Origin of the sequence: Pseudomonas sp. SWRI77 (assembly GCF_014269105.1) — a bacterium.
In the GTDB taxonomy this organism is placed as follows: Bacteria; Pseudomonadota; Gammaproteobacteria; order Pseudomonadales; family Pseudomonadaceae; genus Aquipseudomonas; species Aquipseudomonas capeferrum.
Map to the genome: position 1 here is coordinate 145,973 of NZ_JABWRV010000013.1, position 18,026 is coordinate 163,998.

At 66.1% G+C, this 18,026-nt stretch carries 3 protein-coding genes; all 3 read right to left on the reverse strand.

The features are described 5' to 3' along the window. Positions 1-3: 3 nt before the first annotated feature. A complete protein-coding gene (locus HU766_RS14805; protein WP_186658166.1) occupies positions 4-3,357 on the reverse strand; it encodes a non-ribosomal peptide synthetase in 3,354 nt (1,117 codons plus the stop codon). A gap of 260 nt (positions 3,358-3,617) precedes the next feature. Beyond that, on the reverse strand, positions 3,618-11,471 hold the full coding sequence (locus HU766_RS14810; RefSeq protein ID WP_186658181.1) for a non-ribosomal peptide synthetase: 7,854 nt from the start codon (positions 11,469-11,471) through the stop codon (positions 3,618-3,620). A 1-nt stretch (position 11,472) separates the two neighbouring features. Next, positions 11,473-17,949: a non-ribosomal peptide synthetase gene (locus HU766_RS14815; protein WP_186658191.1), complete on the reverse strand. Its 6,477-nt coding sequence runs from the start codon at positions 17,947-17,949 to the stop codon at positions 11,473-11,475. Positions 17,950-18,026: the final 77 nt, after the last annotated feature.

Sequence of the window (18,026 nt, forward strand, 5' to 3'; positions counted from 1 at the left end):
ATCTCAAACTGCCTCAAGCTCGCTCATGAAGTCCTGGAGGTCGTCCAGGTCCGCATCGGTATTGGTATTCAAGCCACTGATCATGGCTGCGTATGCCTGCAGGTTTTCCGCCTGGAACAGCAAGGCGAGCGGCAGGTTGATGCCCAGCTCAACCTGCAGGCGAGCCATCACCTGGGTCGCCAGCAAGGAGTGGCCACCCAACTCAAAGAAGTTGTCGTGAAGGCCCACTTTGTCCAGCTTCAGCACATCGGCCCAGATCGCCGCAATCCGCTGCTCTAATGCATTTTGCGGCGCAGTGAACTGGCCCTGCAGCAGGCTGGCATCCGGTTGCGGCAGCGCCTTGCGATCCAACTTGCCGTTGCCGGTCAGCGGCAAGCTGGCCAGGAACAGCACATGAGCCGGCACCATGTAGTCCGGCAGGCTTGCCTTGAGCGCTTCGCGCAGGGAACCCCGCAGAAGAACCTGGCTTTCGAGGCTGTCCAGGACCGAGCTGTCACCCGGCACCACATACCCCACCAACTGCTTGCCTTGCGGGCCATCCTGAGCCAGCACCACGCCCTGACGCACAGCGCCCTGCTCCTGCAGGCGTGCTTCGATCTCACCCAGTTCGATACGGAAACCACGAATCTTCACCTGGTGATCAATTCGCCCCAGGTAGTCGATGACGCCATCACCGCCATAACGGGCCAAATCGCCCGAGCGGTACAGGCGACCGCCTTGGCTATCGAAGGGGTTCGGCACGAAACGCTCAGCCGTCAACGCCGGACGACCGTGATAGCCACGCGCAAGGCCATCCTGGCCAATCATCAGTTCACCGTGGCTGCCTGGCACGATCGTGTTCAAGGTGCGGTCGAGCAAGTAGCAACTCAGGTCTGGAATGACCTCGCCAATGGGGCTGCTGCCAACATTCTTGAGATCATCTAGGCTGATCGGCCGGTAGGTCACATGCACCGTCGTCTCGGTGATGCCATACATGTTGATCAGGCGTGGCTGACGGTCGCCGAATACGTCGAGCCATGGCTTGAGGCTGCTCACATCCAGCGCCTCACCGCCAAACACCACATACCGCAATGCCAACTGGCTGCCGCCTCGCGCGGCTTCGCAGGCAAGCGGAATCAGTTGCTGAAATGCCGATGGCGTCTGGTTCAGCACCGTTACCTGCTCGCTGAGCAACAACGCATGGAAATCCTGCGAAGAACGCGCCACGTCTCGCGGCACGATGACCGCCTTGCCGCCATGCAGCAGCGCGCCGTACAGCTCCCACACGGAAAAATCGAACGCGTAGGAGTGGAACACCGTCCACACGTCACTGGCGTCGAAGCGGAACCACTCCTGGGTGGCCGCGAACAAACGCACCACGTTATGGTGCGTCAACAGTGCACCTTTGGGCTTGCCAGTGGACCCGGAGGTGTAGATCACGTATGCCAGGTTCTGCGGCGATACCGCGCCAGCCAGGTTGGCTTCGCTGTAGTCGGCCAGTGCCGTGTCGTCCAGATTCAGGCGTTGGATGCCTGCCGGAATGGGCAAGGCGTCACGCAAGTGGCTTTGGGTCAGCAACAAGCCGATGCCACTGTCCTCGAACAGGTAAGCGAGGCGATCCTGGGGGGACTCCGGGTCCAGCGGCACATAGGCGCCGCCCGCCTTGAGGATGCCGAGCAGGCCCACGACCATGTCCAGACTGCGCTCTACGGCAAGCCCCACCAGCACGTCGGGCCCCACGCCCAGTTCGCGCAGCTTGTGCGCCAGGCGGTTGGCGCGGCGGTTCAATTCGCCGTAGCTGAGTGTCTGAGCGCCAAAACTCACGGCGGGTGAATCAGGCGATAACTCGACCTGGGCTTCAATCAACTGATGGAGCGTGTGCTCGCTGGGGAATTTAGTCGGGTTGCGGTTCCAGTCCTGAACGATCCGAGCCTGCTCATGCTCTGCCAACAGAGGCAGGTCGGTAATGCGCTGCTCTGGTTCGCGGACGATCCCCTGCAGCAGCTTCAGCCAATGATTGGCCATGTGCTCGATGGTCTTGGCCTCGAACAGGTCGGTGGCATAGGTCAGCGCAGCACTGATGCCTTGCTCATGCTCGAAGGTGTCCAGAATCAGGTCGAACTTGGCCGTGTGGCTATCCCAGGCCAGCTCTTCCATTTCCAGCCCTGGCAAACTGCGGCGTTCGCCCTTGGCCTGGGTCTGGTGGTTGTACATCACCTGGAACAGAGGGCTGTGGCTGAGGTTGCGTTCGGTCTGCAGGGCCTCCACCAGCTGTTCGAACGGCAGGTCCTGATGCGCCTGAGCGCCCAGCGCACGCTGCTTGACCTGTTGCAGCAGCTGATTGAAGGTCATCTGCAGGTCGAATTCGGCGCGCAGCACCTGGGTGTTGACGAAGAAGCCGATCAGCCGCTCGGTCTCGACCCGGTTACGGTTGGCGACCGGCACACCGACGCGGATGTCGGACTGCCCGCTGTAGCGGTGCAGCAATGCCTGGAAGCTGGCCAGCAACACCATGAAGGGCGTGGCGCCCTGTTGCTGGGCCAATTGCTTCAGCGCGCCAGCCAACGTGTTGTCGATGGCCACGGTAACTCGGGCGCCCTGATAGCTGCTTATCGCTGGCCGCGGTCGATCGGCAGGCAACGCCAGCACGGGTTGCTCGTCACCGAGCTGCGCCGTCCAGTAGGCCAGCTGTCGCGCCTGCTCGCCGGCCTCCATCCAGTTACGCTGCCAGGTGGCGTAGTCGGCGTACTGCACCGGCAGCACGGGCAGGTCCACCTTCTGCCCTTGGCTGTAGCCGTGGTAGAGCTGCACCAGCTCATTGATCATCACGGGCATCGACCAACCGTCGGACACGATGTGGTGCAGGGTCAGCACCAGCACATGCTCGTCCTGCACCATGCCCAGCAACTTCACCCGCAGCAGCGGGCCGGTTTGCAGGTCGAAAGGCAGATGAGCTTCGTGCTCGACATGACTGCGCACGCTGGCGTCATCGGTCTGCTCCAACTGCTCGAACATCAACTTGAAGGGGCTGTGCGGATGGACCACCTGCACGGCCTGCTCCCCTTCCAGGCGGAACGTCGTGCGCAGGGTCTCATGACGGGCGATCAAAGCCTCGAAGCTACGCTGCAGGGCACCCGTGTCCAAATGCCCTTTGAAGCGCAGGACGGACGAGAGGTTGTACGCGGTACCCACCTCGCCCAGCTGTGACAGAATCCATAGCCGCTGCTGGGCATAGGAAAGCAGTACCGGCGCTTCTGGATCCCTCGGGAAGATCGGCGTGACCCCATACAGGTTGACGCCTTGTTTCTTGAGCAAGGCTGCCAACGCCTTACGTTTTTGGGTGGACAACGATACGACTGTATCGAGCAGCTCTTGCACAGGGAATCTCCTAAGAAATCAGCTCTTCAATTTCCTCCGTAGTTAGACGATTGAGCACTGCCAAGGATTTAGGCCCCCCCTCGTGCACGATTCCAGTAGGAGCGGCCTTGCGTCGCGAAAGGGCTGCGTAGCGGCCCCTGGGTCTCAGCTTCGCCGCATAAATTGCTGGGCCCGCTACGCAGCCCTTTCGCGACGCAAGGCCGCTCCTACACCGTTTGCGCCATGGGCAAGAGACGCGTTTAGTCTGCCGACCGCAAAGACTAGGAAATCAGCTCATCGAGCTCCTCCGTGCTCAAGCTTTCGAGTAATGCTAGCGACTTGGCCAATTGGTCCTGGGTGGTGTCGACGACTGGCGCCTTACCTTCGAGCTGACGACTGAAGTCGGCCAGTACAGGGAACTCGAAGAGTTCTTTCAGTTCGGCCAAAACACCGGCTTGCTCCTGTATGCGAACGATCACCGAGGTGGCCAGCAGGGAGTGACCGCCCAGCGCGAAGAAATTGTCGGTCAACCCGACCCTCTCCAGCTTCAGCACATCCGCCCAGATCGTCGCGATCTGCTGTTCCAGCTCGCTCTGCGGCGCCACGTACTCGCCTTGCAGCAAACTGGCATCCGGTTGCGGCAAAGCCTTGCGGTCCAGCTTGCCGTTCGGTGTCACTGGCAGTTTGCCGAGCAGCAGCAGATGCGCAGGCACCATGTAATCCGGCAGGCCGACCTTCAGCGCCTCCCGCAGGCTTTCGCGCAGTGCGCCCTCGTCTTGCGTGCTGTCGGCCGGTACCACATAACCCACCAACTGCTTGCCGCTCGGACCGTCCTGGGCCAGTACCACTGCCTCCTGCACACTCGGCAGCTCCAGCAGGCGCGCTTCGATTTCACCCAGTTCGATACGCAAACCGCGGATCTTCACCTGGTGGTCGATACGCCCGGCGTAGTCGATCACGCCGTCGGCGTCGTAACGTGCCAGGTCACCGGTGCGGTACAGACGCCCGCCGTTGTCGCTGAACGGGTCTGGCACGAAGCGTTCGGCAGTCAGCGCTGGGCGCTGGTGGTAACCACGGGCCAGGCCCACGCCACCCAGGTACAGCTCGCCGGCACTGCCGCGTACCGCAGGTTGCAGGCTGCCTTCGAGGATGTGGGCCTTGAGGTTGTCGATCGGCTGGCCGATCGGCACGCTGATGCTTTCGTCCGGCTGGCAGGTCCAGTGAGTGACGTCGATGGCAGCTTCGGTCGGGCCGTACAGGTTGTACAGGCCGGCCGCTGGCAGGCGCTGCAGGGTCTGGCGGGCCAGCTCGGCAGGCAACGCTTCACCGCTGCAAACCACGCGCTTGAGGCTGACACAGCTCTCGACTGCTTCATGGGTCATGAACGCCTGCAGCATCGACGGCACGAAGTGCAAGGTGCTGATGGCGTACTGGTTGATGGTGTCGACCAGCAGTTGCGGGTCGCGGTGGGCACCTGGCTGGGCCATGACCAGACGGGCGCCGGTCATCAGCGGCCAGAAGAACTCCCACACCGACACGTCGAAGCTGAACGGGGTCTTCTGCAGCACGTTGTCGCTGGCATCCAGGCCGTAGGCCTTCTGCATCCACCACAGGCGGTTGACCAGCGCCTGATGGCTGTTGCCGGCGCCTTTCGGGCGGCCGGTGGAGCCGGAGGTGTAGATCACGTAGGCGAGGTTCAGCGGCGCCACGTCGATGTTCGGGTTGGCGTCGCTGTAAGCACCGAGCTGCTCGGTGTCCAGGTCCAGGCTGCGCAGGCCGGCCGGGATCGGCAAGGCATCGCGCAGGTGCGACTGGGTCAGCAGCAAGGCGATGCCACTGTCGGCGAACATGTAGCTCAGGCGGTCTTGCGGGTACTCCGGGTCCAGCGGCACGTAGGCGCCGCCAGCTTTGACGATGCCCAGCAGGCCGATGACCATCTCCAGGCTGCGCTGCATGGCGATGCCCACCAGCACGTCCGGGCCAACGCCCAGTTCACGCAGCTTGTGCGCCAGCTGGTTGGCTTGGCCATTGAGCTCGGCATAGCTCAGGGTCTGCTCGCCAAACACCAGTGCCGGGGCGTGTGGGGTGGCGAACGCCTGGGCTTCGATCAGCGAATGGATGCTGCGCTGATCCGGGTACGCCGCTTGGGTGTCGTTCCAGCGCTCGACCATCAGTTGCTGTTCTTGCAGGCCCAGCATCGGCAGCTCGCCGACCACTGCCTGCGCATTGGCAACCAGCGCCTGCAGCACGTTGGCGAAGCAACCCGCCAGTCGGCCAATGGCCTCGTCGCTCCACAGCGCACGGTCGTGGCTGTAGTGCATCGACAGGGTCGCGCCCAGTTCCACCACCAGGGTCAGCGGGTAGTTGGTCTGCTCCTGCACGGCCACGTCGCCAAAGCGCAACCCGCCAGGCGCGCCTTGCTGCAAGGCCTCGGACACCGGGTAGTTCTCGAACACCAGGATGCTGTCGAACAGCGCATCACCGCCCTGCCCTGCCCAGCGCTGCACGTCATACAGCGGGGTGTGCTCGAACTCGCGCACGGCCAGGTTGCTGGCCTGCACCTGGCCAATCCATTCGGCCACGGTCTGTTCGGCACGGGGTGCGCCGATCACCGGCAGGGTGTTGATGAACAGGCCGATCTGCTCTTCGACCCCAGCCAGGTCTGCCGGGCGACCCGCTACCGTGGCGCCGAAGCACACGCTGGCCTGGCCAGTGCAGCGCTGCAACAGCAGCAGCCAGGCCGATTGCACCAGGGTATTGACGGTGACCCGGTTGGCGCGGGCAAAGGCTTCGATGCGCGCCGTCTGCTCCGCATCGAAGGCCAGGCGATGATCACCGTAGCCGGTGCCTGCAACCCCCGCGCTACCGGCAATGGCCTGGGCCAGCCGGGTCGGCTCGTCGAGCCCGGCCAGCTGGGCCTTCCAGAAGCTTTCGGCAACCGCTGTGTCCTGGCCTTGCAGCCAGGCGATATAGTCGCGGTAATGCGTGGCTTGGGCCTGTGGCGCCAGCCCCGCGTAACGTTGCAGCACTTCGCCCAGCAAACGCGAGGTGCTCCAGCCATCCATCAGGATATGGTGGTTGGTGTAGATCAGGTGGTGGCGCGCCTCGCCCGTGCGCACCAAGGCCAGCCGCAGCAGCGGCGCCTCGGCCAGTTCGAACCGGCGCTGGCGCTCGCCCTCGGCCAAGGCCTGCAAGGCGGCTTCCAGCGCCGGCTGGCCACGCCAGTCATGCTCGCTGCACGGCAACGCTACCGACTTGCGCACCACTTGCACCGCCTGCTCCAGCTCGCCCTGCAGCACGAACCCGCTGCGCAGGATGTCATGGGCATCGAGCGCGGCCTGCCAGGCCTGCTTGAAGCGCTGCACATCCAGCCCTTCGACATCGACTCGCAACTGGTTGATGTAGTTGCCGGCCTGCTGGTCGTACAGGGTGTGGAACAGCATGCCCTGCTGCATCGGCGACAGCGGGTAGACATCGGCGATCTGCCCCGGGGCCAGCGGCAAGCTGTCCAGCTGAGCCTGGGTGAGTGCCGCCAGCGGGAAGTCCGACGGCGTCACGCCCTGGTGCTGAGCCTGGCAGCAATGCTCGACCAGCTCGGCCAACGCCTGCTCGTAGGCCTGGGCCAGGTGCTGGATGGTTTCCGGGCGGTAGACGTCTTCGCTGTAGGTCCACTCCAGGAACAGCTCGCCGCCGTACACCTGGCCGGTGATGCTCAGCCAGTTGCCCAACTGCGCACCGGCGCATTGGGTGCGGCCGGCGCTTTCGCCGCTAGGGCTGAACGATGCCGCGTCGTCGGCGGTGAAACTGCCGTCGAACTGGCCCAGGTAGTTGAAGGTGACGCGTGCCTGCGCGGCGCCGCTGAGCCGCTCGCGGGTCTGGGCATCGCCCAGGTAGCGCAGCAGGCCATAGCCGATGCCTTTGTCCGGTACGGCGCGCAGTTGCTCCTTGATCGCCTTGATCGACTCGCCAACGGCCTGGCCAGGGGCCAGACGTACCGGGAACAGGCTGGTGAACCAGCCGACCGTGCGGCTGAGGTCAAGGTCGTCGAACAGGTCTTCGCGGCCATGGCCTTCCAGTTGCACCAGCACCTCATCCTGCGCGCTCCACTGGCACAGCGTGCGCGCCAGCGCGGTCAGCAGCAGGTCGTTGATCTGCGTGCGATAGGCAGCGGGGGCCTGCTTCAGCAACTGCGCGGTACGCGCGGCATCCAGGCGCGACGCAGCAGTGCGGGCGTGCTGGTTGCCCAGGCTGCCCTGTGGGTTGTCACGCGGCAGTTCTGCCGGGCTGCCTTGCAGCACCTGCAGCCAGTAGTCGCCCTGTGCCTGCAGCGCCGAGCTGCTGGCATGCGCAACCAGCCGCTCGGCCCAGGTTTTCACCGAGCAGGTCTTGGCTGGCAGGCTTACCGGCTGACCTTTCAGGCGTTGCTGATAAGCCTCTTGCAGGTCTTCGAGCAGCACCCGCCAGGACACGCCGTCCACCACCAGGTGGTGAATGACCAACAGCAAGCGCTGCTGGCCATCGGCGAGGTCGAACAGTTCGGCACGCAGCAGCGGGCCTTGCTCAAGGTTCAAGCTGGCCTGCACCTCGGTGCCAGCGGCGTCCAGTTCGCCCAGCGCTGCGAGGCTGCGCTGGCGCACCAGCGGCGCACTGTCCAGGGCCTGGAAGCGGGCCTGCCACTGGCCGTTCTGGCGGCTGAAGCGCAAGCGCAAGGCATCGTGCTGCTCCAGCACCGCACGCAGGGCCGACTCCAGGTGTTCCACCTGCACGCGCTGGGCAGGTTTCAACAGCACCGACTGGTTCCAGTGCCCTGGCTGGGCGATGTCCATCTCGAAGAAGCGCGCCTGCGCGGGCAGCAGCACCACTTCACCGCTGACAGCGCTGTCCACCGGGGCTGCGGCTGCCGGCTGCTTGGCTTCGATGCGCTTGGCGACCTGGGCCAGTTGGCCGACGGTCTGCTGTTCGAACAGCTGCTTGGGGGTGATCTTGATGCCCTGGCGCTTGGCCCGGGCGATGATCTGCAGGCTGAGGATCGAATCGCCGCCCAGCTCGAAGAAGTTGTCGCTGCTGCCCACGCGTTCCAGCTTGAGCACGTCGGCCCATACCGCGGCCAGCTTCTCCTCGATGTCGCCTTCAGGCGCCACGTAACCACGGCTTACCGCGCCCGGCGCCGGCAAGGCGCGCTTGTCGAGCTTGCCGTTGGCGGTCAGCGGCAGACGCTCTAGCAACAGCACCTGCGCAGGCACCATGTAGTCGGGCAAGCGGGCCTGCAATTGCGCCTGCAACTGCGGCACGGTCACGCCTGCTTCGGCCACCACGTAGGCCACCAGTTGCAGGCGCTCGGCATCGCCTTCCAGCGGCAATGCCAGGACCACGGCGTCGCTGACATCGGGCAGCCCGGCGAGCACGCGACCGATTTCACCCGGTTCGACGCGATAGCCACGGATTTTCACCTGGTCATCGGCACGCCCGATAAATTCCACCAGGCCTTCAGCGCTCAACCGCGCCCGGTCGCCGGTGCGGTACAGGCGGGCGCCATCGGCCGCCGGCACGAAGCGTTCGGCCGTCAGCGCGGGCTGGCCCAGGTAACCCTGGGCAACGCCCTGGCCACCCAGGTAGAGCTCGCCGACCACCTGCGGCGCCAGCGGGTTGAGGTAGCCATCGAGCACTTCGGCGCAGGCATTGCCCAGCGGGCGACCGACCGGCACCGTGCGGCAGTTGGCCAGGCGCTGGTCGGGTTCGAAGGTGAGCACGCCGACCGTGGTCTCGGTCGGGCCGTAGTGGTTGATGACGCGGCATTCGGGGCGCAATGCGCGGATTTTTTCCAGCAGGCTCCAAGGGCACGCTTCACCGCCCAGAATCAGTGCTGCAGCAGGCAGCACATCGGCGGCGCGGGCAGCCTGCAGCAGGCCCTGCAGGTGGCTTGGCACCAGTTTCACCACGCCCACCTGATGCTGCGCCATGTAGCTGGCGAAACCATCCGGGTCGAAGGCCAGTTCCTGCGGTAGCAAATGCAGCAAGCGGCCCGAGGCCAGGGCACCGAACAGTACGGTGTGGCCAAGGTCGGCGGCGGTGGTGGACACCATGGCCATGCTCGCCCCGGCCGGCAGTTGCAGGCGTTCGAGCACAGCCTGGATATAGCTGGCCAATGCCCCGTGGCTGACCACCACGCCTTTGGGCTGGCCGGTCGAACCCGAGGTGTAGATCAGATAAGCCGGCTGCTCAGGGCTGACCGCGACCGCCACCGGGCTGTCGCTGCAGGCCGCCCACGTCGAGGGCTCGCAGGCAACCGCCTGCAAGCCGTCGAGGCCAGCGAAGCGGGTATCGCCAGGCTCATGCAACAGCACGGCGGCGCCGCTGTCGACGACCAACTGCTGCAGGCGCTCCTGCGGCTGCTGGGTATCCAGCGGCAGGTAGGCGGCGCCGGTCTTGAGCACCGCCAGCAAGGCCGTGACCCAATCGATGGAGCGCGGCAGGCACAGGGCAACGATACTGCCGGCACCGACGCCACGCTGGCGCAGGTAGTCGGCTACGCGGTTGGACGCAGCGTCCAGCCCGCCCTGGGTCATGAAGCGCTCACCAGCGCGCACGCCGCCCTGGGCCTGCCCTTGCGCCATCGCCTGGTGCCACAGGGCGAGGAAGTCGCGGTGCGGGTAGGCGTTGGCTGCGGCCGGCTGCTGCGCCGCCACCTCCAGATGGTCGACGATCGGCTGCTGCTGGGCATGGCTGAGCACGTCCAGCACCCGCCGCAGCGAATCGGCGAGGCGCTGGATGGTGGCGGGTTCGAACAAGTCGGTGGCGTAGGTGAAGTACCCCTCGATGCCATCGGGTTTATCCGAGAAGTCGAACGCCAGGTCGAAGCGCGCATCGCCACCTTCACGGGCAAAACCTTCCACCTCCAGCGCACCCAGGCGCTTGCGCGACGCGTCGCCCGCCGCCACGTGCTGGTTGATCTTGAACTGGAACAGCGGGTTGTGGGCCAGGTTGCGCTCTGGCAGCAAGGCATCCACCAGGTGCTCGAACGGCAGTTCCTGGTGCGACTGGGCGCCGCCGATCACGTCCTTGACCTGCTCCAGCAGCTCGGCGAAGGTCGCGCGTTCGTCTACCTGCACGCGCAACACCTGGGTGTTGATGAAGAAGCCGATCAGGCCTTCCAGCTCCTTGCGGTTACGCCCCGCATTCGGCGCGCCGATGCGGATGTCCGACTGCCCGCTGTAGCGCGACAGCACCACCGCCATGGCCGCCAGCATCAGCACGAACAGCGTGTGCCCGCCCTTGCGCGCCTGGCTGCGCAACGCATCGGCCTGCTCGGCGCCAATCTGCAGTTTGAGCACCGCGCCGCGGTAGCTCGGCGTGGCGGGCCGTTCGAAGTCCAGCGGCAGGCTCAGCAGCGGCTGCTCGTCACCCAGTTGCGCCTGCCAATACGCCAGCTGGCGCTGGGCCTCACCGGCCTCGAGCCAGGCGCGCTGCCAGATCGCATAGTCGGCGTACTGGATCGGCAGGGCCGGCAATTGCGCCTCGCGGCCTTCAGCCAGCGCGGTGTACAGCTGGATGAACTCCTGCACCAGCAAGTCGCTCGACCAGCCGTCGGAGATGATGTGGTGCATGCTCAGGGCCAGCACGTGGTGCTCGGCACTCAGGCGCAGCAGGGTGACCCGCATCAGCGGCCCGGTCAGCAGGTCGAACGGTTGCTTGAGCGCGGCATCGACGGCTTCGCTCAAGGCGGCTTCATCGTCGCCCGCCTGGAACTCGACCACGTCCAGCACCAGCGGGCAGGCGCCGAGAATCTCCTGGTGGAACTCGCCTTCATCCGAAACGAAGCGCGTACGCAGCGACTCATGGCGGCTGACCAGCGCATCCAGCGCCTGCTGCAGCACCGTTAGCTCCAGAGCGCCCTTGAGGCGCACGGCCATCGGCACGTTATAGGCCGGGCTGTCGGGTTCCAACTGCCAGAGAAACAGCAGGCGCTGCTGGGCAAACGACAAGGGAATGCGCGCCAGGCCCTGGCGTGCAGGCACGATGGGCAGCAGGCGGAAGCTCTGCCCGGTGGCCTGCATTTTCGCCAGGATCTGCTGACGCTGCTCCACAGGCAGGCTGACGAAGCGTTGGGCAATGCGTTGTGCGGGGGTGAGTTGCATGTCAGGCCTCGGTGAATTCGTTCATCATTTTTTCGATATCGCTCAGGCCGTCGTCGCTCAGCGACAGGCCTTGTTCATCCAGTGCCTGGGCGAACGCGCGCAGCTCGGGGTGGGCGAAGATCAGCCGCAGCGGTATGTCCAGGCCCAGTTCCACGTTGATGCGCGATACCGCTTGCGCCGCCAGCAGGGAGTGGCCGCCGAGTTCGAAGAAGTTGTCGTTCAGGCCGACCTGACCGAGGTTGAGCAACTGCGCCCAGATCTGCGCCAATTGCTGTTGCAGTTCGGTCTGCGGCGCTTGGTAGTCGTGCTGTGGCTGGCTGGGGTCGGGCAATGGCAGCGCCTTGCGGTCGAGCTTGCCGCTGGGGGTCAGCGGCATGCTCGGCAGGGTCACCAGGTAGGACGGGATCATGTAGTCCGGCAGGCTGGCCTTGAGGTACTGCTTGAGGGCCTGGCGCAGATCGCCGCTGGCGCCTTCAGCAGGTACCGCATAGGCACACAGCTGCTTGCCGCTGGGCAGGTCGATGGCCAGTACCGTGGCCTCGCGAACGTCCGGGTGCGCGCGCAGGTACTGCTCGATCTCGCCCAGTTCAATGCGGAAACCGCGCACCTTGACCTGGTGGTCAGCCCGCCCGCGATAGGCCAGTTGCCCATGTGGGTCGTAGTAGCCCAGGTCGCCGGTACGATACAGGCGGCCACCGCCCACGCTGTCGAACGGGTCGGGGATGAAGCGCTCGGCCGTCAGCGACGGGCGCTGGTGGTAACCCCGCGCCAGGCACCCTGCCCCGCCAATGAACAGCTCGCCAGAGACGCCCACTGGGGTCGGCGCCAGGCCATCGTCCAGCGCGTGCAGGGTACGGCCCGGCAGCGCTCGGCCAATCGGTACACCGCCCTGGCTGATCTGCGCGGGTGTCATCTGCGAGCAGTCGAAGGTGGTGGCCACCACGGTCGCTTCGGTCGGCCCGTAGGTGTTCAGCAGACGCACCGCCGGCGGCCCATCGGCCAGCCAGGCGCGCAGGGCGTCTTCCGGCACCGCTTCACCGCCAACGTGGATCTGTTTGAGCCGGCCATAGGCCTCTGGCCCGCGACGCTCCAGGGCCAGCAGGCGCCAGTAGGCGGCGGGCAAGTCGGCCACGGTCACACCGTGGCGGTTGATTTCGTCCAGCAGGGTGGCGGTGTCCCATAGCCGCAGGTCGCGCAGCACCACGCAAGCGCCTTGCGCCAGCGGCGGGAAGAACTGCTCGATAAAGCCGTCGAAGCTGAAGGTGGCGAACTGCAGCACGCGATCACTCGGGCTCAGGCGTGAGTAGTCGGCGGCCACCTGGCAGAACACCGACAGCGCATGGTGGTCGATGGCCACGCCCTTGGGCATGCCGGTGGAGCCCGAGGTGTAGATGACGTAGGCCAGGTTGTGCGGCGCCGCCAGGTTAGGCAGCGGCTCGGCCGGCCAGGCCTGCAGCCACTGGGTGCCGGGTTCGAGCACCAGGCAAGGCAGCTGCGGGTCCAATTGCAAACGCGCCAACGACGGCGCATCGGCCAGCAGCAGGCCGATGCCGCTGTCTTCGACCATGTACGCCAGGCGCTCTTGCGGGTAGTCCGGGTCCAGCGGCACATAGGCACCGCCGGCCTTGTGGATGGCGATCAACGCCAGCGCCATGCCCAGGCCACGCTCGACGGCCACACCCACCAGGCAGTCAGGGCCTACGCCCATTGCACGCAGGCGATGGGCCAACTGGGTGCTGCAGCGGTCCAGCTCGGCATAGCTCAGTTGCTGATCATCGAAGATCAGTGCCACGGCGTCTGGCTGCGCACGCGCCTGGCGCTCCAGCAACTGGTGCGCGCACAGGCCGCTGCTGGCTGCTGGCGCGGGGTTCCAGCCATGGGTCAGTTGGCGACGCTCATCGTCGCCCAGGAAGTCCAGCTCGGCGATGCAGCGCTGCGGCTCGGCGCAGATGGCTTCGAGCAGCGCTTGCCAGTGCCCGGCCATGCGCTCGATGCGCGGCGCATCGAACAGGTCGGTGGAGTAGTTGAACGAGGCGGTCACGCCGTCGGAGCGCTCCAGGGTATTGAGCGAGATGTCGTACTGCGCGCCCGGCTCCAGCAAGTCCACTTCGCGGACCTTGAGGCCCTGCAGGGCATCGCTGGACACCTGCTCGCCCAGGTCGCGCAAATGGTTGTAGAGCACCTGGAAGAACGGGTTCACGCCCTGGTCGCGCTCTGGGTACAGGGCCTCGGCAACCTCCAGGAACGGCACGTCCTTGTTGGCCTGCGCCTGCAGGGTGGTTTCCTTGATCGCCGCCAGCAACTGCGGGAACGGCAGGCTGCCATCGACGCCGACCCGCGCCACCACCACGTTGATGAAGAAGCCGATCAGCCCTTCGAGCTCCAGGCGATTGCGGTTGGTCACTGGGACACCGATGTTGATCGTGTCCTTGCGGCTGTAGCGCGACAGCACGATGGCGTAGGCCGCCAGAAACACATGGAACAGCGTGGCATTGGACGCCACCGCCAGGGCCCGCAGGCGCTCGGTGAGGGCCAACGGCAGGCGCAGGTCGAAGCGGCTGCCCTGGTAGCTCTTGGCCGGCGGGCGAATACGGTCGGCGGGCAGTTCGAGCACTTCGAAATCGTCCTCCAGGCGCGCCTTCCAATAGTCGATCTGTGCCTGCATCTGCCCCTCGGCCAGCCATTTGCGCTGCCAGGCGGCGAAGTCGGCGTACTGCACCGGCAGCGGCTCGATGGCCCTTGCCTGGCCGCTGGCAGCCGCGTTGTAGGCGGCAGCGAACTCGCGTACCAGCAGGCTCATCGACCAACCGTCAGAGACGATGTGGTGCAAGGTCAGCGACAGCAGGTGCTCGTGCGCATGCACCTTGAACAGGCGCGCACGCAGCAGCGGGCCGTGCTCCAGGTCGAACGTGGCAAAGGCTTCGGCTTCGAGCTTGCGCATCTGCGCGGCCTCGTCCTGGCCGCTGAGGTCTTCGAAGCCGATCGGTACCGAAGCGGCGGGCAGAACGCGCTGCCACGGCAAGCCGTTGGCTTCGACGAACACCGTGCGCAGTGATTCGTGGCGTGCCACCAGCGCATCCAGCGCGGCCTGCACGGCTGCGCGGTCGAGGGCGCCTTGCATGCGCACGGCCATCGGTGTGTTGTAGGCCAGGCTTTGCGGGTTGAGTTTCCAGAACAGCCATTGGCGGTTCTGCGAGCGGGACACCGGCAGCGGCTGCTGGCGGTCGAGGATCTCGATCTCCAGGCCCGCGCCCTGCTCGCCCTCGGCCACGGCCTGGGCAAAGGCCTGCAGGTCGAGCGTGTCGAACAGCGTGCGCAGCGGGATGTCCAGGCCCAGGTGCTTGCGCACCCGCGACACGGCCTGGGTGGCCAGCAGCGAATGCCCACCCAGGGCAAAGAAGTTGTCGCCCAGGCCCACCTGCGGCACCTGCAGCACCTCGGCCCAGATCTGCGCCAGCTGCACCTGCAACGGGGTTACCGGCGCCTGGTAGGCCACCTGGGTGGCGACCGGCGCGGGCAGCGCCTTGATGTCGACCTTGCCGTTGACCGTCACCGGCAGGCGCTCCAGCACCATCAGGTGGGTGGGTACCATGTGCTCGGGCAGCAGCCCTTTGAGCGTGGCGCGAATCGCCTCCTGCCAGGCCTGGCTGTCTGCCGGCATCTGGCTGGGCACCAGCCAGGCCGCTAGTTGCAGCTCCGGTGCCTGGCCCTGGACCCGCACCAGGGCATTGGCGACGCCCTCCAGCCCACGCAGCGGGTTCTCGATTTCGGCCAGCTCCACGCGGTAGCCACGGATCTTCACCTGGCCGTCCATGCGCCCGGCAAACTGCAGCTCGCCGGTAGCGCTCTGCCGTACCCAGTCGCCGCTGCGGTACAAGCGCTCGCCATTACCGTTCGGGTCGGGCACAAAACGCTCAGCGGTCAACGCCGGGCGGGCGAGGTAGCCACGGGCAAGGCCTGCCCCGCCGATGTACAGCTCGCCTTTGGCCTTGGCCGGCAAGGGCTGCAGGCAGCGGTCGAGCACGCTGAGGCGTGCATTGGCCAGCGGTTGGCCGAGCGAAGCCTGGTTGTCCAGTTCGGCCACCAGCACGCCGACCGTGGTCTCGGTCGGGCCATAGTGGTTGAACACCTTGAGTGCCGGCGCCAGCGCGCGGATCTTGCCGAGCAGGCCCGGGCTGATGGCTTCGCCGCCCAGCACCAGGCACTGCCCCGGCAGCGCCGAGCGGCCGGCGACCAGCATGGCCTCCAGGTGCGAGGGCACGATTTTCAGTGCATCCACCTGGTGCTGCGCCAGGTAGGCCGCGAAGCCTTCGGCATCCAGTACCTGATCGCGCAGCAGCAGGTGCAAGGTCTGGCCGCCACACAGGGCGCCGAACAGCATGGTGTGGCCGAGGTCCGCAGCCGGGGTCGAGACCTGCGCCATGCTGTGGATCTGGCTCATCGGCAGGCGCGCGGCGATGCCCTCGACATAGTTGCCCAACGCGCCATGGCTGATTGCTACGCCCTTGGGCTGGCCGGTGGTGCCGGAGGTGTAGATCACGTAGGCGAGGTTGGCCGCTGCAACGGCACGCCGTGGGGCGCTTTCACGAGCGGCCTGGGTGTGTTCCCAGGCCAGCCGATGGACGCCACCTGGCAGCGCTGCCTGCCAATTGCCGGGCGCCAGCACCAGGCGGGTGCCACTGTCGGCGAGCATGTAGGCCAGGCGTTCGGCCGGTTGCTCGGGCTCCAGTGGCAGGTAGGCGCCGCCCGCCTTGAGCACGCCGAGGATGCTGGCGAGCATGCCGACGCTGCGGTCGGCCAGCACGCCGACCAGGGTGTCCGGCTGCACGCCAGCTTCGACCAGCCTGTCGGCGATGGCTTCGGCACGGGCATCAAGCCCGGCAAAGCTGGCCGCCTCGCCTGCTGCCATCACGGCGGTGCGCTCGGGGTGGCGCTGGGCAGCCTCGGCAAAGCGCTGGTGGACCAACAACGGCTCGGCGGCCTGCCCATGCGCATTCCGGGTGGCGGCCAGGCCTGGCAACGGCAACTCGCCCACCGCACCGGGGGCCTCGTCGGCCAGCGCCTGCACCAGCGCCAGCCATTGTTCGCCAAGGGCTTCGACAGTGGCCGCATCGAACACATCGAGGGCATAGGTGAAGGCAGCATGCAGCTGGCCGGCCCGCTCGTGGGTATCGAGTGCCAGGTCGAAACGGGCGCTGTGCTTTTCCAGGGTGATCGGTGCCAGGCTCAGCCCGGAGCGGGTCTTGATGGCTTCGACATCCGCCACCTGGGCCTGGTGGTTGAACAGCACCCGGAACAGCGGGCTCTCGGTGCTGCGCGGCAGCTCCAGGGCCTCGACCAGTTGTTCGAACGGCAGGTCCTGGTGGCTTTGCGCGCCCACGGCGGTTTCGCGCACGCGCTGCAGCAGGCCGGCGATATCCAGCAGTGGGTCGATTTCGGTGTGCAGCACCTGGGTATTGATGAAGCAGCCGATCAGGCCCTGGCTTTCGGCACGGTTGCGGTTGGCAATGGGCACCCCGACGCGGACGGCGCTCTGCCCGCCATAGCGCTGCAGCAGCAGCTTGAAGGCTGCCAGCAGGACCATGAACAGGGTGACGTTGTGCCGACGCGCCAGGCCGCGCAGGCGTTCAGCGACATCGGCGGCAATCGGGAATTCGTGACGCGCGCCGCGGTAGTTCGGCCGGCCGCTGCGGGCGCGGTCCAGTGGCAGCTCCAGCGGCGAGTGATCGTCGCCCAGGCGCGCCTGCCAGTACGCCAACTGGCGGTCCTGCTCGCCAGCCTGAAGCCAACTGCGCTGCCACAGGGCGTAGTCGCGGTACTGGATCGGCAAGGGTTCGAGTGTGGCTTCGGTGCCGGCCACGGCGGCATCGTAGAGGTGCAGGAACTCGTCGATCAGCACGTTCATCGACCAGCCATCGGCGACGATATGGTGCAGGGTCAGCAGCAGCACATGGTCCTGTTCTGCCAGTTGCAGCAGGCGCACGCGCAGCAGCGGGCCGGCGGCCAGGTCGAAGGGGGCCAGGGCTTCTTCTTCGGCGATGGATTCGAGGGCGTGATGGCGGGCCTCTTCGGCCAGCTCGCTCAAGCCGTCCTGGCGCAACTGCAGCGGGGCGGCGGCTGCATCGACTTGCTGACGCACATCATCGCCGTCGGCGACGAAGCGGGTGCGCAGGGTTTCGTGGCGGGCCACCAGGGCATCGAAGGCGTGCTGCAGGGCCACCCGGTTCAGCGGGCCATGCAGGCGCACGGCCATGGGCAGGTTATAGGCTGCGCCTTGGGGGTCGAGCTGCCAGAGGAACCACATGCGCCGCTGCGCGTAGGACAGCTGGTCACGCTCGTCGACCTCGACACCTGGCGCGATCGGCAGCACGGAGAAGTCCATGCCCTCGCCCTGCAGCGCCTTGAGGAACAGGCGGCGCTTGTCGGGGCTGAGTTCGATGAAGCGGCGAGCGAGTTTGAGCGTCTGTTCAGCATTCATGTCGAGCGATGTCCTGGCAGTCGAGCGGTAACTGTCAGACGAAGGCATGGGGGGCTGATTTAGGGGCGGGGGGATTT